Origin of the sequence: Flavobacterium sp. KACC 22763, from assembly GCF_028736155.1 — a bacterium.
In the GTDB taxonomy this organism is placed as follows: domain Bacteria; phylum Bacteroidota; class Bacteroidia; order Flavobacteriales; family Flavobacteriaceae; genus Flavobacterium.
Window position 1 is genome coordinate 1,090,330 of sequence record NZ_CP117879.1, and the last position, 20,782, is coordinate 1,111,111.

Genomic DNA, 20,782 nt, shown 5'->3' on the forward strand with positions numbered 1-20,782 from the left:
TTTAGTTTAGTCGAGTTTTAATCTCGCTTTTTTTGCCATCAATTAGAATGTTTAAACTAATGATTCCTTTTTCAAAATCGTTGTCTTTGTTAGGCTGGATTTTGATATCTGGAGCTTTGTCTGCAAAGGGATAAACAATGCTGATAAATGATTCTGTTTTTGCATCATTTTTAGCTTTTTCGAAAGCAAATGCTGGTCTTGCTACTTCTTTCGCGTAAGCATAAGAAACTTTTCCTGTTTCTTCATTTAATGCAATTTTATCTGTATTTAAAGATTGGATGAAGAGATTATTTCCATCTTCATAGGTCGTATATACTCTGTTATTTACTTTATCAAAAACAGGTTTGCGATCTTCTTTTAACTGAAAGTGAACGGCCAATTTGCCAGTTGCTTTTCCGATTGCTTTATCGATTATTAGGAAGTATTTGTTGTCAATAAACAAAATACTGCGCTGATGATTCAAGTCTGTATAACTTGGATTAGTATATGTTAAAATATCAAGGTTTTTGACTGTTTGCCACTTGTTTTGTTCTGCTTTGGTGATCACCATATTCTGATCGTCTAGTGTCAAAGTGCTGTGGACTTTTGTCTGACGAAACCAATTTCTTTTTTTAGTAACTTCTTCATCACCGCTGTAAATGTAGCAGCCTGTGTCTGGTGTAAAATTTCTTCCTTTTATCCAAAGTTCAAAAGTTCCGTTATCGGGCTGCGCATGAAATTCTGCTGGAGGTCCCGCTTTTACAATCATGACGGTAGCTTGGTCGTTCCACCCGTTTCTAAAAGTATAGAATCCGCCGTTTGGTAAGGCATTCGATAAATAATCGGGGCTTTTTCCTTCTGCGCCGTCAGTTGCAAAATATTTGATTTGTGCATTTTCGGGAAACACTTTAGACCAAATCTTAAACTGTTTTAAGCGACTTTCTTTTTCAACTAGCCAAGAATCGCCAAACATCGGATTGTTGTAATTAGGAAACATCATACTTGCCGAAGCTAAAATCATTTTTTCGATGGTTTTCGAATAAGTATCTGGAAATTCTTTTTCTACGCCAGCCATTTTAGCTGAATTGTATGCTTTCAGAAAAATATCGATGCACGCAACATGATAGATAGGAGAGAGTTCCCATTGTATGCCATCAGGAAGTACTTGCAGTTTTATTTCACGGTTTAGGATTTCGATACCGCTTTTGCGCCATGCATCAGCTTGCTTCAATTCAGGAAAAAATGCTCCTGCTCCCAAAATACGTTGTGCTTCAAACAATAAATGATTGCCTTCTTTACTATAATGTTCCGGAATATATGCGGCTTGTTTGTTATAAGAATTTAAAAACTCCATTAAAAAAGCAGGAGTAAAGTTCGGAGAATTTACAAATAGATTGAATGTAGGAGGTAGACTTTGCACACGATCAGATACCTCTAATGGACGCCATGCAAAAGAATCATTTTCTTTAGAACTTCCTAAATAGTTCTTTTTCTCCCAATCGCGAAACTGTGAAATCCATTCTTTAGCATATTTTTCATCTCCAGAACTGCGATACGCCATTCCCATTGGCAGCCACCATGTAACTCGGTGCAATTGCCAACGGACTTCATTGTCTTTTACAGGCCAATATTCCCAGTTAATATCTTTTCCGTAATCATAAAAGCCATACCCTTTTTGAGGTTGAAATTTATGTTCCAGAGCATTATCTGCTTTTTCCTGATTTGCCTTACCAATTTCTTTTCCTCGAAATCTATTTTCGTCTCCCGCATTAAAATCAGGATGTTTAAAGGTTTTTCTATTGCGATAATACGCTAGTAGTTCTTGCGCTGCTTCATCGTATTTGGTAGCGTTAAAAAGACTGTTTACTTTTTCTAAGCCTTTGTAGTTTAGATTGATAATGTCAAAGCTTTCTTTTTTTATCGGTTTTTCTTGTGCATTGCCCAAGAACCAAGACAGGAAGAGAAAGCACAAGATGGCTGTTTTCTTTAAATTCTTCATTTAGGTTTTTAATTAAGTGAGTTAGATAATTTGTTGTTATAATTAAAAAGCTATCCCGTTGATATTATCATATCAAAGATAGCTTTGTATTGTTTTTAATTTTGGAAAAAGCTCAAATAAAACTATAGTTTTGATTGATTTTTTCGTCAGATTAGATCTAATGAACAAGGTTTTTCTTTATATGCCTTTCTTTTCCATTGATAGTAATATTTAGATCAATTTTTCCTTGAGAAATATTATGTTCTGGATTCTCGGTTATTTTTACTGTTGGAGCTTTTTGACCATCGAATGGGAGTAATAAGGTAATAAAGCCTTGTGTCTGCTGATTGTTTTTTATTTTTTCAAAAGTAAAAGCAGGTCTTGGTGTTTCTTTTTGATATTCATACGAAACAAAACTAGATTCATCTTTTAAAGCAATTTTTTCTTTATTAACTACTTGTATCAATAGATTATTTCCATCTTCATAATGAGTTGTAATGCTATTGTCTAAAGAATCGCTTGAAGCTTTACTATCTTCTTTAAGATTATAATGAATTCCTAGATTGCCAGTTGCGGCTCCAATTGCTCGATCAATAATGAGAAAAAAAGTGTTATCGATAAAAAGAAAAGTTCTTTCGTGGTTTAAATCTTTGTAACTCGGATTGCTGTAAGACAAAATCTGAGTGTTTCCATCAGGTTGCCATTCTAATAGTTTGGCATCGTTTGTTATGTTTTGATTATCAAGTGTTAAAGTTTGGTGTGCTTTAGTAGATCTATACCAATCTCTTTTAGAATTTTCTTGATTGCCTACATTCGCATAGACAAAACTACCTGAATCTGGAGTGAAATTTCGGCCTTTTATCCAAAGCACAAAATTGCCATTGTCAGGATGAGAATGAAACTCAGCTGGAGGCCCAGCTTTAATCTGCATTACAGTTGCAGAGGTATCTAGGCCATTTCTAAAAGCATAAAAACCAGCATATGGAAGACTGCTTGATAAATAGTCAGGCTTTTTTCCTGATTTAAAGTTTGATGCATAATACTTAATAATTTCATTTTTTGGAAAAGCTTTCTCCCAGATCTGATAATTCTTTAGCATAGCACTTTTCGTTGTTAAAAAAGAGTTTCCATACAACGGAAAAGTATAATCTGGGAATGAATACTTACCAACCGCAAGCACCATTTTTTCGACTAGATTACTATAGCTTTCAGGAAATTCATTTTCGATTTTGTTTAATTGGGCTATCTGTAAAGCATCTAAAAATATTTTAATGGTACCGATATGATAAGAAGGCGAAAGTTCAAATTGGACGCCATCAGGTAATATTTGTTTTTGAATTTCTTCATTTAAAACAGTAATTCCGCTTTTGCGCCAAGCGGCAGCACTCTTCATTTCAGGGAAAAAGCTTCCTGCGTACATCATATGAAGAGCTTCATACAATCTATGATTTCCAACATCTGTATAATTATTGGATACATATTCGGCCTGTTCATTATAAGAATTTAAAAATTCCATTAAAAAAGCAGGAGTGAAGTTTGGCGAATTCAAAAACATATTGAAATACGAAGACCAATGATTAAGCCTGAAAGAAACCACAAAAGCTTTCCACGCAAAATCTTTTTCGTCAGGATAGGTGTCTTGTTTGTTTTTTTTAATCCAATCTCGTACTTCGAAAACCCATTCTTTGGCATATTTTTCATCTCCAGAGCTATTGTAAACAATACCTAGTGATTCCCAGAAAGCAGTTCTATGCAAAAAAGTAGATAGTAACTGATCTTGTACCGGACGATATTGCCAATTAATGTCTTGTCCGTAATCATATGCTGGATAGCCTTTATGCGGTTTAAATTTGTGTATCAGAATATTATTGGCAAGTTCTAAGGTATTGTTGTTAACCTTTTTTCCTTTTAATTTTTCTAAATCAGTTGCATTAAAATTCAAATGCTGAACATCGGTGCGATTTCGATAATAATCTAATAGTCGGTTTGCTGCTTCTTCATATTTCGATGAAGAAACTAGTTTTTTTACTTTTTCAAGTCCTTTGTAATCAAGGTTTATAGCATTAAAACTAGATTTGGTTATCTTAACTTCTTGTGCAAAAGTTTTTTGCATTAAAAGTAAAACAAAGAGTAAGGCGAAAGTTTTTGCAGAAAGACTCATTTTGATCTAATTTAGATTTCAAGTTTTTTTATCGCAGCATATCTCTTTAATGCTTCAAGATAGTAGTAATCTGCATAATCTAGCGGTGTATCAATTTCTGAATTGTACAGAAAAGCGCCCACGCTGTGTTTTAATAAAAAGAAATGATTTTCTCCTGGTTTGGCCAGATAAGCATCAGATGATAAAGATTTTAGTATTTCTTCGGCATAGTCAACGTATTTTTTTCCGTCCTTAACCTGAGTGCTTAAATCTAAAAGGGCAGAAGCAATAACAGCAGCAGCCGAAGCATCGCGTGGCGCAAGTTCTGCAGTGTCTAAAGCATTATGCACATCAAAATCCCAAACAGGAACTTTGTCTTTTGGCATTCTTGGATGATTCATAATAAAAGATGCAATGTTTTCTGCTTGTTGCAAAAACTTAGGATTTTTGCTATTTGCGTAACACATCGTATAACCGTAGAGTCCCCAAGCCTGTCCACGCGCCCATGAAGATTCATGCGTGACACCTTGATGAGTTCCTTTGTGTAAGACCTTACCTGTTTTTGGGTCATAATCTACTAAATGATAAGAGCTGTAATCTTTTCTAAAATGATTTTTCATAGTAGTTAAAGCGTGTGTACTGGCGGCTTTTGCATATTCAGGTTTATCAAACTGATTGGCACTCCAATATAAATACTCCAAATTCATCATATTGTCTATAATTACAGGATAATGCAACCAAGGAAAATCCCAAGAACGGATAGTGCCTACTACTGGACTAAAACGAGCATAAAGATTTGCCGCGCCATCAGCCAAAGCAGGAAGATATGTTTTGTCTCCTGTAATTCTATAGGCATTTCCGTAAGAGCAATACAGCATAAAACCTACGTCGTGTGTGTTCTTGATGTTTCTGATGGAGTCTAAGGCAAGGGTAAATTTTTTCGCTTCTTCGGCCATTGTTTTATCGCCTGTAAGTTCATAGCCATACCAAAGACTTCCAGGAAAGAAACCCGTTGTCCAGTCGGTTATTCCTGCAAGACGAACAGTTCCGTCTGGATTAACAGATCGCGGATTTTTTCCGGGTTGGTAAGTTTGTGCGGCTTTGTTTAATTGAAAATGAATTACTTCGGTCGTTTTTGTAAACCAAAGTGGTGACGGATCTTCTTGAATAGGTTTTGCAGAAGAACTTAATGCGGTAAATGTAAATGCCAGAAATAGGTTAAAGGTTTTCTTCATAGTGTAATCGGTTTATTGATATTCGGTTTGGGTGAATATCTTTAAAGCGAAATTAAATGGGACTACGAAAACCGTGTTTCAGTTTTTACTATAAATCTTTTGAATTTGTCTAAAAGTGTATTTATTGCTAATTAAAAGTGAAACAGTAGAAGACAGGTTTTATTCCAACAAGTAAAAATCAAATTTCCCTTTTTTGCAAGCTTTTGGGCTATTAAAAGGATTTTTATGCTTAACTTGTAAAATCCAAAATCAATTTTTATGACTATAAATAGACTATTCCTTATCTTTTTTGTATTTGTTTTATATTCCTGCAGCAATAAAAAAGAGCAGGAGCTTATTGTGCGCGAAAACTCGCTTTTAGAAAGAGAGAAACAGTTTCAGGATAAAGAAGCAGAATATGAAAAGCTTTTAAAAATGAAAGACAGCCTATTGTCTATCACTAAAGTAAAAGACACGCTTTCTAAAATAAAAGAATGGCCAGAAGAGCTTAAAATTGCATGGAACAGCAAAATGATATGCAAGGAATCGAATTGCAGTAATTATGTTATTGGTGATCAACGCAGTGAGGTATGGGAGTTTCGATCTGATTCTACGGGCATGTATGCCAATGTATTAAGCAATAGTGAAATTAAACGTGTTTTTACGGGGCAATATTTAGAAAGCAAAATAGTGCTTGATTCGGCAAAAGAAACTTCTTCTAAAAACAAAATAAAGGTGAGTGTAGTGCTAGATGATATTAAAAAGAATATCATTAAAGGCACTCAGACTATAACAGGCCAGGATAATTGCACTGCAAAATTCTCAGTTGAACTTACTCCATCTAATAAAAAGTAATTTATGCTACTGAGTATACATCATATAAGTTTTCCTATTGAAGATCCTCTTTTAAAGTATCTTATCGAAATTATTATCATTTTATGCATTCCGCTTTTATTGAATAAAATTAAAGTGCCGCATCTGCTTGGTCTTATTATTGCCGGTGCGCTTATAGGTCCAAACGGTTTTGGAGTGCTTTCTAGAGACAGTAGTGTCGTAGTTACAGGAACAACTGGGCTTTTATACATTATGTTTTTAGCCGGTCTGGAAATTGATATGGCCGATTTTAAAAAGAACAAATGGAAGAGTATCATTTTTTCCATTTTCACTTTTGCCGTTCCTTTTATTCTCGGACTTGTCGGGGGTTATTATATACTAGGCTTTTCTTTGCTTACTTCAATTCTTTTCGCCAGTCTTTTTTCGTCGCACACCTTAATCGTTTACCCAATGGTAAGCGGACTTGGGATTGCTAAAAATCTCGCGGTAAATATAACCGTTGGAGGAACGATGATTACAGATGTGCTTTCGCTTCTCGTTTTGGCCGCCATTGTCGGAATGTCTCAGGGAGAAGTAGGAACGGCTTTCTGGGTTAAGCTATCGGTTTCAATGGTCATTTTTACTTTAATTGTATTATTGGTTTTTCCGATAATTGCAAGATGGTTTTTTAAAAACGTAGAAGATAAAATCTCTCAATATCTTTTTGTGCTTGTCATGATTTATTTGGCGGCGCTTCTCGCTGAATTGGCAGGTATTGAATCTATCATTGGAGCTTTTTTTGCTGGATTAGCTTTAAACAAATTGATTCCGCATACGTCATCATTGATGAACAGAGTGGAGTTTGTCGGAAATGCCATTTTTATCCCATTCTTTTTAATAAGCGTAGGAATGCTGATTGATTTTAATGCCTTTATTCAAAGTTGGGAAACATTGTGGGTCGCATCAATTATGCTTATTGCTTCTATTGGAGGAAAATATGTTGCCGCTATACTGACGAAAAAGACATTTAAACTTACGAATGATGAAGGACAATTGATTTTTGGACTGAGTTCGGCATCTGCGGCAGCTACACTGGCTTCAGTAATGGTGGGTTATAATATAATTATTGGCGAAAATGATGCTGGAGAACCTATAAGACTTTTAAATGAACATGTACTTAACGGCAGTATTCTTCTTATTCTTGTTTCTTGTACGGTATCGTCTTTTGTATCAATGGCAAGCGCTCAGCGTATCGCACAAGCAGATAAAGACAATACGGTATCAGGTAAAAACGAGGAACGAGAGAATATACTTTTGGCAGTAAATCATGAAGCTACTGTAGAAAAAATGGTAAATCTTGGGCTAATGGTAAAGTCCTCGTCTAATAAACAGCTTTATGCTGTTAATGTAATTAATGATGATGCAAATGAATCTTCAGAAAAAAATGCTGAACGAATATTAGAAAATGCCATTAAAGCCGCTTCTGCTGCCGATGTAGAATTACACCCTATTACGCGTCATGATAATGATATAGCAAGCGGAATAAGTAATGTTATAAAAGAAAAAGAGATTACAGATCTTATTGTAGGACTTGAAGGAGGAAAAGGTTTTTCGGCTTCATTTGTGTATAATCTGTATAATGGTTATCTGCGAAATAAAAGCATTAATTTGATGGTATATCATGCTGTACAGCCTGCTGCTACGATTAAAAGATATTTGGTCTTTATACCGGCAGATGCCGAAATGGATGCAGGATTTTTTCATTCGATGTTAAGAATTTGGAATATAGGCCGTAATTCTGGAGCAAAAATGAGTTTCTACGGAAAAGAGAAAACGCTCGACATTCTAAAAAGAATTGCAAAAAAGGCCTCTATAGAAGCTACATTTGATGTTTACTCAAATTGGGAAAATGCAGAACAGACGGCGCTTTCTATTGAGGAAAATGAAGGTCTAGTTATTATGATGGGAGATAGAGGAATGCATTCGTATTTTCCTAAAATGAGAGATATTCCAGATCTTTTGAACAATAGGTTTATTAGCAATAACTATATGCTTATTTATCCTTTTTCTAAAACTGCTGCAAACAATACAGAAAAAAGATCTGTAAGTAGTCATGATGATTTTGCAGAAATAGGAAAAGCGATTCGAAATATTTTTAAATAATATTAAGAAATGAAAAAAAAACAAAGCCGTGTCAACAGAGAGTTTGATACGGCTTTTATATTTATCAGTTTTCCTGATTAAACTTAGACATATACATATACCAGTTCCATTCCCAAGAATTGCCATTATCTTCAGAGAATGCTTGGCTCCATACAGGATTATTTTTGTCTCTCGCATCCCAGCGAAAAATTACTAGAATATCTTTTCCGTTAAAAGTATCTTTAGTAACGAAATGGCCGACATTATTTTCAAAAGAGCCTAATACTGGAGGATCTAGTTTTCCTTCATTAGAATCGGCCCAATAAATACTCCACAATCTATTTTTCGGATTAAATAATCTTACAGTCATTCCTTCAAATGGATGTCCGTCAAAAGTGGCCAGAAAATTATCAATATTGCCAATTCCGTTTAGAACTTTGTACATTTCTTGTGTCGATTCAAACTCTGTCCATTCTGTGCAATTAGACAATCTGGAATTGAGTTTTTTATTTCGAAGTTTCCATTTTCCTTCAAAAAAATCAAAATCATCTTTCGACGAAGTTGGAGAAGCTGTAATGATTAATTCTCCATTAGCATCAAAATTTATTTTTGGTATTTCTAAATTTTCAGTTTGCATCATTTTTAGTTCTTTGATTATTAGTTTGTTGGTTTAAAAGTAATAATTTATAATGTATGGTAACCAATTGCTGTATTGAAAATTTTAATGAAGATGGCATATTGTCAATCGCTTTCTGTTTCATTTCAAATTCATTTTTGTCTTTATAATGAGTTATAGTTACCAAGAGATTTTTATCTTGGAAAACAGGCAGCCTTGGAAAATCATTTTCTTTCATTTCGCTTATCCAAAAAGAGATATCAGTACTATTTATAGAACTCAGAAACGGAATGTACTCTTGTTCAAATAGCTTTATTACTCGTTCTAATGTGCTATTGCAGATATAGAAATCAATAACTGTAATACCTTTATTCGTTTTAAGATTTGAGCTTTTGTATAGTGGTTTTAATAGATAAACATTATCGGAGTTTATCATCATTTCATTTGCTGCTTTTCCGTTTTCCTTCCAGACAGCACTTTCACAATAAAAATCATTTAAAAATTTTACTCTCGTGCTCATGTCTTTAAAGCCACGAAGCCAAACGAATCGGTCATTTGAGTTCTCAATTTTAAATTCTCCCAAAGTATAACCGCCTAATTTCTGCATAGGTTCAACAAATTTCGTATGAAAAAAATCACTGAATGCGTCGGCTAAATTTGGTTTCAATAAATAATTACGAACTTCCAAAACTTGAATATTTTCTGAGTCTTCTAGATTATTGTAAGCCATATTTTTCGATTTAAAATGTTTACACAAAGTAAATTAAACAATATCTTTACGACAAGTAGGTACAATTTGGTATCCTACAGACTAAAAGTATATTAATGCTGATTATCAGGATATAAAAAATTGAAAAATGATAAAAAAAAATAAAACGGCTTATTGTCCCGTTGATTATGCTTTTCAACGAATAGGAGGTAAATACAAAGGAAGAATTTTATGGTATTTAAAAGAGGGCATTATGAGATATGGGGAGTTAAAAAGAATTGTAGAAGGAATAACACCCAAAATGCTTACTCAAACTCTAAGAGAATTAGAAGAAGATAAATTAATTATAAGAAAGGTTTATAAGGAAGTGCCGCCTCGTGTAGAATACCGTCTTTCTGAAACCGGTAAAGAATTAATTCCATTTATTGACCAGATGCGAATTTGGGGAGAAAGACAAATGGCCTTTATGAAATTGAAAAATTCATTAATTATCTTTTTCTCGCTTTTTACCTTAACTGTGTTTTCACAGGATAATCTAAAATTAAGTGCCAAAGTTTCTAGAGACACTATTGGTTATTTTGATGTCGTAAGAGTAACTTTTGAGGCTAATAGCGGAGATGTTACTCTTAGAGAACCATATTTTGACGATTTTACAATCTACAAGGATAAAAGTATAAATATAGAAACAAGTTACACAAACAATGCTAAGACATCTAAAACGGTTATATCTTATGTGTTAAAACCAAAAAGAACAGGTGAATTAATTATTGACAGAGCAGTTTTTGAGTATAATGATAAAATTTTTTCAACTGAGCCTGTTACCATATATGTTAAAGGCGAAACATTGACAAATAATTCTTTAAAAAAGGACGACAAGATTTTTGTTTCTGCTCAAATCTCCAATTATACTCCGTTTTGTTATGAACCAGTAACAATCGAATACAAACTATATTATTGTGATGATTTTGTACCGTCGTCAATTAGCTTTGATTTTAATAAAGAATATTTAGATCAATTTTATATTTATTCTATTGTTCAGGAAGAATCAGCTAATAAAGATATAGTTGATGGAAAGGAATACAATAGTATTGTAGTAAAGAAAGATGTGATTCGGTTTAAACAGCAAGCGGAAATCTCTCTTAACAATAAAATGACTATTGAATACAAAACAAAAAAAACAGCAATAGGAGATGATAATATAATTTCTGAAAAATTTTTATCAGTAGATTCAAAAAAAATTAAAGCCAAAAAAATGGAAAAAACTTCTAATTTTCCTTATGAAATTCAATCATTTGGAGATTATAGATTAGAAGTGTTTTATCCTGAAAACACAAAAATAAGAAAGAATAAAATCATTGAAATTAATGTACAGCTAGACGGTGAAGGATATATTGAAGATGAAATTATACCGAAGCTCACTATTCCAAAAACGTTTGAAATTGTTTCTAGTGAAATAAAAAATGAACCGATCTTCGAAGGCGAAAAAATAAAAACAGTAGCTACAAGAACATATAAAATAAAACCATTAGCAGTCGGTAATTATAAATTTAGTCCTGTTCGATTTAATTTTTATAATGAGAAAAAACAACAAAGAAAGACGGTTTTATCTAAAGGATTTACACTTACGGTGAACTAATTTTTTTTTCTAACAATCACTAGTATTAGAAAAAATGAATCATTTTATTAAAAAAATATATACTTTTAGTAATTGATTACTAACTGACTAATAGACCAAAAAAACATGAATTCTCAAAACCAAAAGAACGAAATAAACCGACGTAAATTTTTGCAGAATACTACATTAGCGGCTGCTGGGATTTACTTGGGTATTTTAGGCACGCCGAAACTATTCGGAAATGTCTTGATGGACAAAGATGCTAAAGGTATTCCAGATGTTAAATTGAATAATGGCTTAAAAATGCCAATACTCGGATTTGGAACTTATGGACTCAGCGGCGAGGTTTGCCAGAAATCTGTTGTTGAAGCCATATCTTCAGGTTATCGTCTTATTGATACTGCTAAAGTATACGGAAATGAAGTAGAAGTAGGAAAGGCAATAAAGCAAAGCGGAATAGACAGAAAACAGCTTTTTGTTACTTCAAAATTATGGGTTGATGATGCTGGCTACGAAAATGCTAAAAAAGGTTTTGAAGAAACGTTAAGAAAGTTACAAGTGGACTACTTGGATCTGTATCTTATACATCGTCCGAGAGGTGATGTAAAAGGATCTTGGAAGGCAATGGAAGAGCTTTACAAAGCAGGAAAAATAAAAGCTATTGGAATTAGCAATTTTGATCCTGCGCAATTGGCAGATCTTTTGTCTTATGCAGAGGTAAAACCAGCTATAAATCAGATTGAGACTCATGCTTATTTTCAACAAACAAATGATTATAAGGTACTAAAGCAGGGTAATATACAAATGCAAGCTTGGGCGCCTTTTGCAGAAGGACGTAATGGTCTTTTTACAAATGAAACATTAGCTCAAATCGCTAAGAAGCATAACAAAACTACTGCACAGGTAAGTCTAAGATGGCATTTCCAGCGCGGTATTGTGGCTATTCCGAGATCTTCTCAAAAAGCACATATTCTAGAAAACCTTAATATATTTAATTTCAAACTTGATGATGCTGATATGAAAGCGATTGAGAAATTGGATCTAAACAGAACTCAGTTTCCAGAATGGAGTTAAAGACTGAATGGATGATTTCAGGTGATAGAGCTTGGGATTATACTAATCTTGGTCTTAAATCAAATTAATATTTTTCATCGATATGAGTTAAATATATCGAATAAAACGTCTAAAAAACTCTAAATCTTGATTTAGAGTTTTTTTTATGCTCCAATCATTCGAACTGATAAAAAATGCTCGTCAAAAACGAACATCAAAAAACGGATTTATAAAATGTATTTACGGATATTCAATCATTTCAGGCGAATTTATATCTGATTAAATTCTCATTTTCTTTTTTCTAAAATTTGTGTTCTAATATCGCTTTGCTGTTAAGCAACATGGTAAAAACCAACAAGTATTTAAAACCAAATTAATCAAACAAAAAAAGCATGAGCACATTATTTTTAATTCCAGTTGTATTGGTAATTGCAGGAGTAGTTTTTATGATTTATGTGAATAAGAAGCATAATACTGCAAAAGGAGAAATTGATTTAAATTTTGAACGAACAAAATATGACCAATACAAGCAAGAATTATTGGCTAATGATTTTTCACAATTAAAACATTGGATGAAAGGCAAATCTATAGACGCCTTTACTTCTGCATCTGTACCTCAATCTACAAGCAGCAAAGTTCAGGAAATCGTAACTGATGGTCTCAAAAATGTTGCATTATCTACAATTGGCGTAAAACTGAGAAGAGTAGAAACAGATTGTTTTTGGGTATTGAGCGGAAATGATTTGCATTTCTTTACAACCAATACGGTAGGTGAATTGGACGAACATATTATTTTTGATAATTTCAGAATTGAAGATGCTAAACTTGAACATGGAGGCGTTTTGAAATCGCAATTGGGTGTTTATTCTAAATCTTCAGAAGAATATTTGCCAAAAACACATATCATTACTTTTTATATTGACGGAAGTCCATTATCGCTTGAAATTCATGATAGACTTAATTATGTAACTGCTCCAGAAGATATGCTAAACTTGAAAAAACAATTGGAAACGAGAGCCAAATATCAAGTAGTAGGCGAAAGATTTGTCTCGATTTTACAAAACAGAAAGCCTAATTTAAAAGTAGCATAAAGAGTTATGGGATTCTTTTCAAAAATTTTAAATTCATTTCAAAGTATAAAATTAAATAACCAAAACGCTGTAAGAGGTTATTTATTAGACCACTTGCTTGTTGGTTCCATGTATGCAGAACAGCAATCGGCCTATTTGAATTCTTATGAAACGGGTTTAAACAGATCTGATATTGTTACCTTAACCGGAGATTACTGGGGAATATATAACAGAGATCAAGCGATTGAAGCGCTTCAAAATCTGCACGATAGAAACCAAGACGTAAATATGGAAATTGTTTACAGAGCATTTGAGGATAGAGAAAATTATGTTGAGGTTTTAAAATCTAACCTGCCAAAAGAAAAAGGCTTGTTTGAACATTACATAGAGCTATTTAGAACACTAAATGATATTGTTCCAGAACTAATAGAACAAAACATTATCACAGATTTTTCTCAAATAAGAAAGATCAAAGACAGTGGCTGGAACTATGGAAGAGGCGCTTTTTTAGCACGCTGCTGTTATGACTTGGGCTATCTTTCAGAAAATGAACTGAAAGAATATTTAGAAAAATGCCATACCGATTTGAAAAAATACTGTACTACTTGGAAAGAATATACCACGAGCTATATTTTTGGAAGAGCGGTTTGGGGCGGAGCAAACAACAGCGGAATGGTGCAGATTGCAAATGATTTGCTTACGAATGACAATAGTCCGCTTAAGAATAAAACATATCTCTAAATTATGCCGAATGAAACCATTCGGTGTTTAAAGAAAAAAGTATTGTTGGGGGCAATACTTTTTACAATTACTTTTATGGAGATTTGCTGGTCTATGGGAAATTTTTCTGAAAGAATATCATTGGGTTTTTTAGATTGTTCTTTTGTTGAAAATGTGTATTTAATGTCTATACTGACAGCCATTTTCTTAACAATAGTGTTTTTGGTATTTTCTTTCATTAAAAAAATCTATTTAAAAAGCGTAATTGAGATGATTGTTTTAATTCCTATTTGGGTTTTATTGAATTACGCCATTTTTGTTGACCGCAAATCTTCATGGAGTATTGACATTTTTCAAAGAGAATTTTTCTATACAATTTTACTTTCTATCGTACCCGTTTTAGTAGTATCAATTGCGGTTGTATTATTTGCTCGTTGCATTTCAATAGTAAGAAAAGTGCAGTAATAGCAGCATATTATCTCAAAAAGATCTGTTTAAAATATTTTTCAACTGCCTACTATTGCATAATTTTGTAAGGTCTGAAGCCAGTAGCTTCTTATGTTTACTATGAGCAATACGTTTTCTGATAATAGCCAAATAGGAGTAGTGTCTACTTTTTCTGGACTAGTGCATACCAATTTCAAAGGAGAAATGAATGCCTTATGCTGGCACAGAAATTTGGATGGCGATTTTAAGGAAATTGTAAACAAGCTGTCTTTAAAAGAAAATATAACCGAAGTTTCTCCCGAGGATTTAATCGCGCTTCAACTTTCAGAAAAAGGAAGTATAGCTAGAGAAATAATCTTAAACGATTTGCAATTATTAGCCGATTTTGGAGCTTCACCTTCTCTTAATTTACTGAAATGTTACGAACGAGATGATGAATTTGATTTCATTTCGACCGATGTATATTCGTTTCATGTTGATCGTTCGCCCATTGCAACAGATACTTTTTTATGCACCTATCACGGAGCGGCAAGTGATATTGTGGCTAATTCGCAAGCAGAACAAAAAATCTTAATTCCTGAAATTAGAGAAAAGCTAAAAGAACTGCATGATGGAGCAGAAGAGGAATTTGAAGACTTTTTAAAAGAAAATTACTTTGATCTGCATTATCAGCTTCATGAAGATGCAAAACCTATTAATTTAGGATTAGGACATCTTTGGCGCTTGGCAGTAGATCACCCAAAACAAGAAGTTTTGCCTTGTGTTCATAGAGCGCCTGTAGAAAATGATGGCGAATATAGATTGTTGTTGATTTGTTGAAGATATTGTTGATACAATACGTTGAGGAAAGTTTTGACTAAGAGTCAGAACTAATTAAATAAAATTATAAAGGAAAAAAAGCTAAAACTTACGTTTTTAGCTTTTTTTTATAATTCATTTTCCCATTTATACCTCAGATCATAAATCTTTCTATTGTCCTTCGTTAGATTTTTTTTGCCTTTATGTTTCAAAATTTGAAATTGAAAATTTTATGTTTTTTTACTTTGAGGATAGGATTGTTTCTTGGTATTCCTAGAGTGGGAGTGGAGGCACATTATCCGCGGGATGTTATATTAGGAGGAATTATGGGATGTGTTTTGAGATTGTCAACGATTTTTATAAGCCGAGAATATAAAATATTCACTTGGATTAATAATAAAAAATATTATCCGATATTCGTAGTGTTGTTTCTGATTTGCGGTGTTTGCCTCATCAATAAAATAATAAAAGAAGATTTAGGCATCTTTTATTTAGCATTTATTCGTTTAGCTGTTTCACTTTATAAAATTACTACTATTTCGCTCTATGAAACTAAAATCGTCTATGTCAAAAAGTAGCTTAAAAATAACTCATTTTGTTTTATTAATGAGTTGTCTGAATTTTATATTCTTTCATTTGCCTTTTTATACTTACGTCTTTAATAATGTTGATTATAAAAGCTTTAATGGTGTAATTTTGATAGCAAGTCTGATAATTCTGATGCTTGTTTTAAATGCTTTTGTTTTTTATTTACTGTTTTCTATTTCAAAATATGTTGGAAAAACTTTATTGGTTTTATTCTTTATAATTAATGCAATTGCAACTTATTTTGTAAATACTTATAGTGTTATCATAGATGAAAGCATGATTGGTAATGTTTTAAATACCAATTATGAAGAGTCCAGTAGTTTTTTCTCTTTTAAATTGATTGTACATATAATCTTTTTGGGCATTCTTCCAGGTATTTATATCATTAAAGTTGATATTATAAATGCTACTTTCAGGAAATTCTTAACACTGTCTTCTTTAACTTTATTGTTTATTGGCGTTTTGGTATTTGCCAACGCAAGCAATTGGCTTTGGATAGATAAAAACTCCAAACAGTTAGGAGGTCTTGCAATGCCGTGGTGTTATTCGGTAAATACAGCACTTTTTTATATTCATAAATACAAAAAGAACGAAAAGGAAATTTTACTGCCAAATGCCATAATTAAAGATAATCAGAAAGCAGTAGTTGTTTTAGTTATTGGAGAATCAGCAAGAAGTGAGAATTTTTCGTTGTACGGTTACAAGAAAAATACCAATCCGCTTCTTTCCAAAATACCAAATTTATTTCATTTTAATGCCAATTCCTGTGCTACATACACCACCGCTGGTGTAAAATGTATTCTGGAACACACCAATTCTGATGATTTATATGAAATCCTGCCCAATTATCTCTATAGAAATAATGTAGATGTGGTTTGGAGAACAACAAACTGGGGAGAACCTCCGGTGCATATAGAGAAATATCAAAATAGAGATATTTTAAAAAAGAATTACAAAGGCGAAGAATTTAATTATGACGAAGTTCTTTTGAGTGGATTAAAAGAGCAGATATTGGCCAGTAAAAAAAATAAAATATTAATAGTATTGCATACTAGCACCAGTCATGGACCTACCTATAGCAAGAAATACCCGCCTGCGTTTGAAACTTTTAAACCGGTCTGCAACAGTGTAGAACTCGGAAAATGCTCGCGAGAAGAACTACTGAATGCTTATGATAATACGATTGTTTATACAGATTATATTCTATCTAATGTAATTGAAGATTTAAAACAATTAAAAGAGTATAAAAGTGCTATGATTTTTGTTTCAGACCATGGGGAATCCTTAGGAGAGAAAAATCTGTACATGCACGGAGTACCAATAAGTTTTGCGCCAAAGGAACAATATGAAATTCCTTTTATTGTCTGGGTATCTGATAATTCCAAGCAGCTTAAGACTAATAAAACATTATCACAAAACCATGTTTTTCACAGTGTTTTAAATTTTTTAAATATAACAAGTTCTGTTTATGATGAGAAGATGAATATTTTTAAATAACTAGAAGTTTATTTTTGCATTCATTATAAAAGAATGCATTATATAGCTTTTAGAAATTAAACTTTTTGATCTGCATTATCAGCTTCATGAAGATGCAGAACCTACTAATTTAGGACTAGGACATCTTTGGCGCTTGGCAGTAGATCACCCAAAACAAGAAGTTTTGCCTTGTGTACATAGAGCACCTGTAGAAAATGATGGCGAATATCGATTGCTGTTGATTTGTTGATGAACACTAATTGCGTATATTTGATACATGAACAAACAGACGTCTTTTTCGGTATGTGGAGAATCATTGTCGGCTCCAATGCACATTTGCGGTTTTTTCGATTCTAGAGAACAGCAATATGAAGTGATCATTCCTTATATTTTGGAAGGTTTAGATAGCAATGATAAAGTCATAAACATCCTTGAAGGAAACCGCCATAGCGAACATTGCCGCTGTCTGGCAGATAACGGAATCTCTATTGCCGAGAAACTCTCAATCGGTCAATTGGAAGTGCTAGCTTCTGAAAATACTTATATCAATGGCGGTAAATTTGCTGCAGATAAAATGTATGCCATGCTCGAACAGACTTTATTGTCGGCATCAAGAGCGGGTTATGATAGTGTAAGAGCGTGTGGAGATATGGTTTGGGCCCTCAAAAACCTGCCAGGAACTGATGAACTTTTAGAGTATGAAGCCAAACTGAATCTGCTTACGCCACAACATCCGGTTTCACTAATTTGTATGTACGATATCAGCAGTTTCAGCCAAAAGGCGCTTACAGATATATTGCTTACGCATCCGTATGTGATTAAGGACGGAAAAATCAGCAAAAATCCACATTATGTAGAGCCTTTAGAATTGCTTTCTAGTCTTTCCTCTCGATCTGGTGCGCTTAAATCTTAAGCAACTATTTTTTATTTTCTTTAGGCCTAATTCAAAAGGCAGTACTATTATCCATCGTGGCAGTTAAATTTTAATAAGCTAAAAATACTACAAAAACAATGTTAAATATAACAAAAAGAAGAATTTTTGTTATATTTGATAAACAAGCTGATTGCCAGTATTGTAATAGATTAATTGTTAAAGAAAAAATGGAATTCGGTGCTGATAAAAAAAAGTTAAAAGCATTCTTAATTTTAAAGTGGCACAATTCCTGCCTGCAAAAAAATCATTGAATAATCAGAGCGCTTAATCGGTGTTCTAAAAAAATTAAAATAAATGAAAAGATTTAAATGTATGTATGTTTTTGTAGTAGTGTTATTATCAACATTTACATATGGTCAGGAAAGTTTAAAAATGTTTGTAAAAGAAAGTAAAGTGCCATGTACGGGTGTTGGCCCAATGGAATGTCTACAGGTAAAGTATGACAATGACAAAGAATGGCAGTTATTTTATAATCATATTGAAGGTTTTAATTTTGAAAAAGGAAATCGATATGAGTTATTGGTAACAAGAACAAAAAGACCAGAACCTATTCCAGCTGATGCTTCTGCGTACGAGTATAAACTGAAAAGCATCATTTCTAAAACGCCTGTAAATAAGGAAAAAGGAATTTATAATACCAAAATGATTTTAACCCAGTTAAACGGAAAAAAGATAAACAGCGGAAAAGCATTTATCACCATTAACGATGAAACTGGTACAATAAGCGGTAAAAATGGATGTAATAATTTCAACGTAAAATACACGAAGCTTTCTTCAAAGAATCAAATTAAGACCAATTCTCCTATGGGAACTTTGATGGCTTGTGACAAAGAAAGCATGAAATTGGAACAAGAATTTAGCGCTGCAATAACCAATAAAAAGTTCAAAATTGTAAAGAAAAACAATACAGTACAGTTTAAAAATACTAAGAACAAAGTGGTTATGGAATTCTCGATTCCAACTCAAGACCAACTGTGGGCTTTTATTGCAAAAAACAATTGGAAACTAATTGCACTAGAAAATGTTGGGCAAGATTACGGAAAAGCTTCAATTAAGTTTGATCCAGCAGGAAAGAAAGTAAGCGGAAATACAGGTTGCAACAATTTTGCTGGAACTTATGAAACTAGTGGTGATACTATTTCTTTTGATAAAGTAGCAGTTACAGCAATGGCATGTATTGGTGAAGAAGGAAATAAAACAGAGCAAAAAATATTGTCTTATTTAAACAATAAAGATCTACGTTTTGATGTAGCAGACCAAACTCTTAATTTTTATCTAAACGATAGATTGGTCATGATGTTTGGCATTACAAAATAAACCTGTTCTATAACTCATCTTTAAATGGATGATGATTTATATAAAATGATTAGAAAACCAGTGAAGTTGATTTCACTGGTTTTTTTATGGGTAAATTTATTGTTTTTATAATAAATACTCCAACTTGATATTATTCTGTTTTACCCAAATATTGAGCAATCAATCCACTTTCAGAAATAATAAAGGTTTGTTCTTCGAAAATTTTTTTCATTATTAGCCATACATTATCTACAATTGAAAATGTGCTATTTTGACTTTTATCCTGAACAGTTAATAAGCCTGTGTAAGTAATACTTTTTATTTTTTGTATACTGTCTTGAAAGCGTAGGTTTGAATTTTCGTATTCATACGTTTTAGTCACTGTTTTAAAAGGTTTCTGCTTATTTATATATTCTTTGAATACCATTATTTCATCAAACAATCTTGTTCTTTTTCCATTAGCTTGCTCGATCAAAATATGATATTGGTAGTTTTCATTTACCTCTATTACATTATTATCTAAATCCTTTGCAATAATATTAATTACTTCTGGACTTTTGATATTCATTTTAATATTTACTCTTAGATCAAAGAGATGAAATTCTTTTTGTAATTCGTTATCCTCTTCGCCAGTTTCTCTTAGATGAACAATTAATATGTTACAGTACTTAGCAAATTGTTGAGCATCTGGAGTATAACCACTTTTAGATACTATAATTCCTCTTTCTATATCAGTATCATTAATAATTGCTAAAAGCTTCATTACGGTTTCTTTGGTAACTTTTTTATTCCAATATTTACATTCTATTGCAGTTCGATACGTGCCAGTATTGTCTGTCTCTGAAGTTAATACATCAATCTGATGTTCTACTCCTGATTTACCTTTAATTTTACAGTTATGTCCGTATCCTTCAATATTGATATTATACTTTTGTCCTAATGTTTCGTAAATATATTTTGTGATAAATTCATAGGTTTTCCAATCAAGTTTGTTCTGATTTTCCATTTATTTTTAGAATTTATGAAAATATTAATTTATTGTAAATTAGTTTTTTAAAAACTAATTTACAATAAATTAATGAAGATAGTAATAAAGTTCTTTTCGAGCCGGTTGGGAGAAATAATATATTCAGTAGTAAAAATGTGGGAATTAATTTAGTTTTTATTTCTGATTAGATTTTTTTTATGATTAAT

17 protein-coding genes and 1 pseudogene are annotated in these 20,782 nt (G+C 32.6%); 12 read left to right on the top strand and 6 right to left on the bottom strand.

All coding sequences use genetic code 11. The annotated features are described in order from the left end of the window. Position 1 precedes the first annotated feature (1 nt). From hepC (PQ463_RS04635) to PQ463_RS04645, 3 genes are all read right to left on the bottom strand, one after another. Positions 2 to 1,978 (bottom strand): heparin-sulfate lyase HepC, encoded by a 1,977-nt coding sequence (gene hepC / locus PQ463_RS04635; protein WP_274256535.1) that lies wholly within the window; start codon positions 1,976 to 1,978, stop codon positions 2 to 4. Positions 1,979 to 2,135: 157 nt separating this feature from the next. Further along, a complete protein-coding gene (hepC, locus tag PQ463_RS04640) occupies positions 2,136 to 4,118 on the bottom strand; it encodes a heparin-sulfate lyase HepC (RefSeq protein ID WP_274256536.1) in 1,983 nt (660 codons plus the stop codon). An 11-nt stretch (positions 4,119 to 4,129) separates the two neighbouring features. Beyond that, a complete protein-coding gene (locus PQ463_RS04645; protein ID WP_274256537.1) occupies positions 4,130 to 5,332 on the bottom strand; it encodes a glycoside hydrolase family 88 protein in 1,203 nt (400 codons plus the stop codon). Positions 5,333 to 5,590: 258 nt separating this feature from the next. Between PQ463_RS04645 and PQ463_RS04650 the strand changes: the two genes are divergently transcribed. Both PQ463_RS04650 and PQ463_RS04655 read left to right on the top strand, forming a co-directional pair. Continuing rightward, positions 5,591 to 6,166: a hypothetical protein gene (locus PQ463_RS04650; protein WP_274256538.1), complete on the top strand. Its 576-nt coding sequence runs from the start codon at positions 5,591 to 5,593 to the stop codon at positions 6,164 to 6,166. A 3-nt stretch (positions 6,167 to 6,169) separates the two neighbouring features. Continuing rightward, on the top strand, positions 6,170 to 8,287 hold the full coding sequence (locus tag PQ463_RS04655) for a cation:proton antiporter (protein ID WP_274256540.1): 2,118 nt from the start codon (positions 6,170 to 6,172) through the stop codon (positions 8,285 to 8,287). 64 nt (positions 8,288 to 8,351) lie between these two features. On the opposite strand, the gene PQ463_RS04660 is transcribed toward PQ463_RS04655, so the two are convergent. Both PQ463_RS04660 and PQ463_RS04665 read right to left on the bottom strand, forming a co-directional pair. Beyond that, complete coding sequence (locus PQ463_RS04660) at positions 8,352 to 8,906, bottom strand: hypothetical protein (protein ID WP_274256542.1); 555 nt, start codon at positions 8,904 to 8,906, stop codon at positions 8,352 to 8,354. Next, complete coding sequence (locus tag PQ463_RS04665; RefSeq protein ID WP_274256543.1) at positions 8,893 to 9,612, bottom strand: hypothetical protein; 720 nt, start codon at positions 9,610 to 9,612, stop codon at positions 8,893 to 8,895. Before PQ463_RS04665 ends, PQ463_RS04660 begins: the two co-directional genes overlap by 14 nt. A 127-nt stretch (positions 9,613 to 9,739) precedes the next feature. Between PQ463_RS04665 and PQ463_RS04675 the strand changes: the two genes are divergently transcribed. The 10 genes and pseudogenes from PQ463_RS04675 (at position 9,740) to PQ463_RS04720 (ending at position 19,609) form a co-directional block, all read left to right on the top strand. Next, positions 9,740 to 11,227, top strand: coding sequence for a winged helix-turn-helix transcriptional regulator (locus PQ463_RS04675; RefSeq protein WP_443135190.1), 1,488 nt, complete (start codon positions 9,740 to 9,742; stop codon positions 11,225 to 11,227). A gap of 105 nt (positions 11,228 to 11,332) precedes the next feature. Beyond that, positions 11,333 to 12,280, top strand: coding sequence for an aldo/keto reductase (locus PQ463_RS04680; protein WP_274256544.1), 948 nt, complete (start codon positions 11,333 to 11,335; stop codon positions 12,278 to 12,280). Between the two features lie 371 nt (positions 12,281 to 12,651). Next, positions 12,652 to 13,350, top strand: a complete 699-nt coding sequence (locus PQ463_RS04685) for a hypothetical protein (protein ID WP_274256546.1) — start codon at positions 12,652 to 12,654, stop codon at positions 13,348 to 13,350. A gap of 6 nt (positions 13,351 to 13,356) precedes the next feature. After that, positions 13,357 to 14,070, top strand: a complete 714-nt coding sequence (locus PQ463_RS04690) for a DUF1266 domain-containing protein (RefSeq protein ID WP_274256547.1) — start codon at positions 13,357 to 13,359, stop codon at positions 14,068 to 14,070. 3 nt (positions 14,071 to 14,073) lie between these two features. Then, entirely contained in the window at positions 14,074 to 14,514 is a 441-nt protein-coding gene (locus tag PQ463_RS04695; RefSeq protein WP_274256548.1) for a hypothetical protein, read from the top strand. Positions 14,515 to 14,616: 102 nt separating this feature from the next. Next, entirely contained in the window at positions 14,617 to 15,315 is a 699-nt protein-coding gene (locus PQ463_RS04700; RefSeq protein WP_274256549.1) for a DUF1826 domain-containing protein, read from the top strand. A 543-nt stretch (positions 15,316 to 15,858) separates the two neighbouring features. Next, the gene (gene eptA / locus PQ463_RS04705) at positions 15,859 to 17,379 is read left to right on the top strand and encodes a phosphoethanolamine--lipid A transferase EptA (RefSeq protein WP_274256550.1); all 1,521 of its coding nucleotides are present in this window, start codon (positions 15,859 to 15,861) and stop codon (positions 17,377 to 17,379) included. 49 nt (positions 17,380 to 17,428) lie between these two features. Further along, a pseudogene (locus tag PQ463_RS04710) lies at positions 17,429 to 17,608 on the top strand (DUF1826 domain-containing protein); the annotation flags it as partial. Between the two features lie 27 nt (positions 17,609 to 17,635). Next, positions 17,636 to 18,271, top strand: coding sequence for an MEDS domain-containing protein (locus PQ463_RS04715; RefSeq protein WP_274256551.1), 636 nt, complete (start codon positions 17,636 to 17,638; stop codon positions 18,269 to 18,271). A gap of 315 nt (positions 18,272 to 18,586) precedes the next feature. After that, entirely contained in the window at positions 18,587 to 19,609 is a 1,023-nt protein-coding gene (locus PQ463_RS04720; RefSeq protein ID WP_274256552.1) for an META domain-containing protein, read from the top strand. A 130-nt stretch (positions 19,610 to 19,739) separates the two neighbouring features. Here PQ463_RS04720 and PQ463_RS04725 read toward each other — a convergent pair whose 3' ends face one another. Next, positions 19,740 to 20,594 (bottom strand): restriction endonuclease, encoded by an 855-nt coding sequence (locus PQ463_RS04725; RefSeq protein ID WP_274256553.1) that lies wholly within the window; start codon positions 20,592 to 20,594, stop codon positions 19,740 to 19,742. Positions 20,595 to 20,782 lie beyond the last annotated feature (188 nt).

What these genes read in the sequence shown, in the direction of transcription:
- hepC (WP_274256535.1), bottom strand. Translation starts at nt 1,978, where the DNA reads ATGAAGAATTTAAAGAAAACAGCCATCTTGTGCTTTCTCTTCCTGTCT.
- hepC (WP_274256536.1), bottom strand. Translation starts at nt 4,118, where the DNA reads ATGAGTCTTTCTGCAAAAACTTTCGCCTTACTCTTTGTTTTACTTTTA.
- PQ463_RS04645 (WP_274256537.1), bottom strand. Translation starts at nt 5,332, where the DNA reads ATGAAGAAAACCTTTAACCTATTTCTGGCATTTACATTTACCGCATTA.
- PQ463_RS04650 (WP_274256538.1), top strand. Translation starts at nt 5,591, where the DNA reads ATGACTATAAATAGACTATTCCTTATCTTTTTTGTATTTGTTTTATAT.
- PQ463_RS04655 (WP_274256540.1), top strand. Translation starts at nt 6,170, where the DNA reads ATGCTACTGAGTATACATCATATAAGTTTTCCTATTGAAGATCCTCTT.
- PQ463_RS04660 (WP_274256542.1), bottom strand. Translation starts at nt 8,906, where the DNA reads ATGATGCAAACTGAAAATTTAGAAATACCAAAAATAAATTTTGATGCT.
- PQ463_RS04665 (WP_274256543.1), bottom strand. Translation starts at nt 9,612, where the DNA reads ATGGCTTACAATAATCTAGAAGACTCAGAAAATATTCAAGTTTTGGAA.
- PQ463_RS04675 (WP_443135190.1), top strand. Translation starts at nt 9,740, where the DNA reads ATGATAAAAAAAAATAAAACGGCTTATTGTCCCGTTGATTATGCTTTT.
- PQ463_RS04680 (WP_274256544.1), top strand. Translation starts at nt 11,333, where the DNA reads ATGAATTCTCAAAACCAAAAGAACGAAATAAACCGACGTAAATTTTTG.
- PQ463_RS04685 (WP_274256546.1), top strand. Translation starts at nt 12,652, where the DNA reads ATGAGCACATTATTTTTAATTCCAGTTGTATTGGTAATTGCAGGAGTA.
- PQ463_RS04690 (WP_274256547.1), top strand. Translation starts at nt 13,357, where the DNA reads ATGGGATTCTTTTCAAAAATTTTAAATTCATTTCAAAGTATAAAATTA.
- PQ463_RS04695 (WP_274256548.1), top strand. Translation starts at nt 14,074, where the DNA reads ATGCCGAATGAAACCATTCGGTGTTTAAAGAAAAAAGTATTGTTGGGG.
- PQ463_RS04700 (WP_274256549.1), top strand. Translation starts at nt 14,617, where the DNA reads ATGAGCAATACGTTTTCTGATAATAGCCAAATAGGAGTAGTGTCTACT.
- eptA (WP_274256550.1), top strand. Translation starts at nt 15,859, where the DNA reads ATGTCAAAAAGTAGCTTAAAAATAACTCATTTTGTTTTATTAATGAGT.
- PQ463_RS04715 (WP_274256551.1), top strand. Translation starts at nt 17,636, where the DNA reads ATGAACAAACAGACGTCTTTTTCGGTATGTGGAGAATCATTGTCGGCT.
- PQ463_RS04720 (WP_274256552.1), top strand. Translation starts at nt 18,587, where the DNA reads ATGAAAAGATTTAAATGTATGTATGTTTTTGTAGTAGTGTTATTATCA.
- PQ463_RS04725 (WP_274256553.1), bottom strand. Translation starts at nt 20,594, where the DNA reads ATGGAAAATCAGAACAAACTTGATTGGAAAACCTATGAATTTATCACA.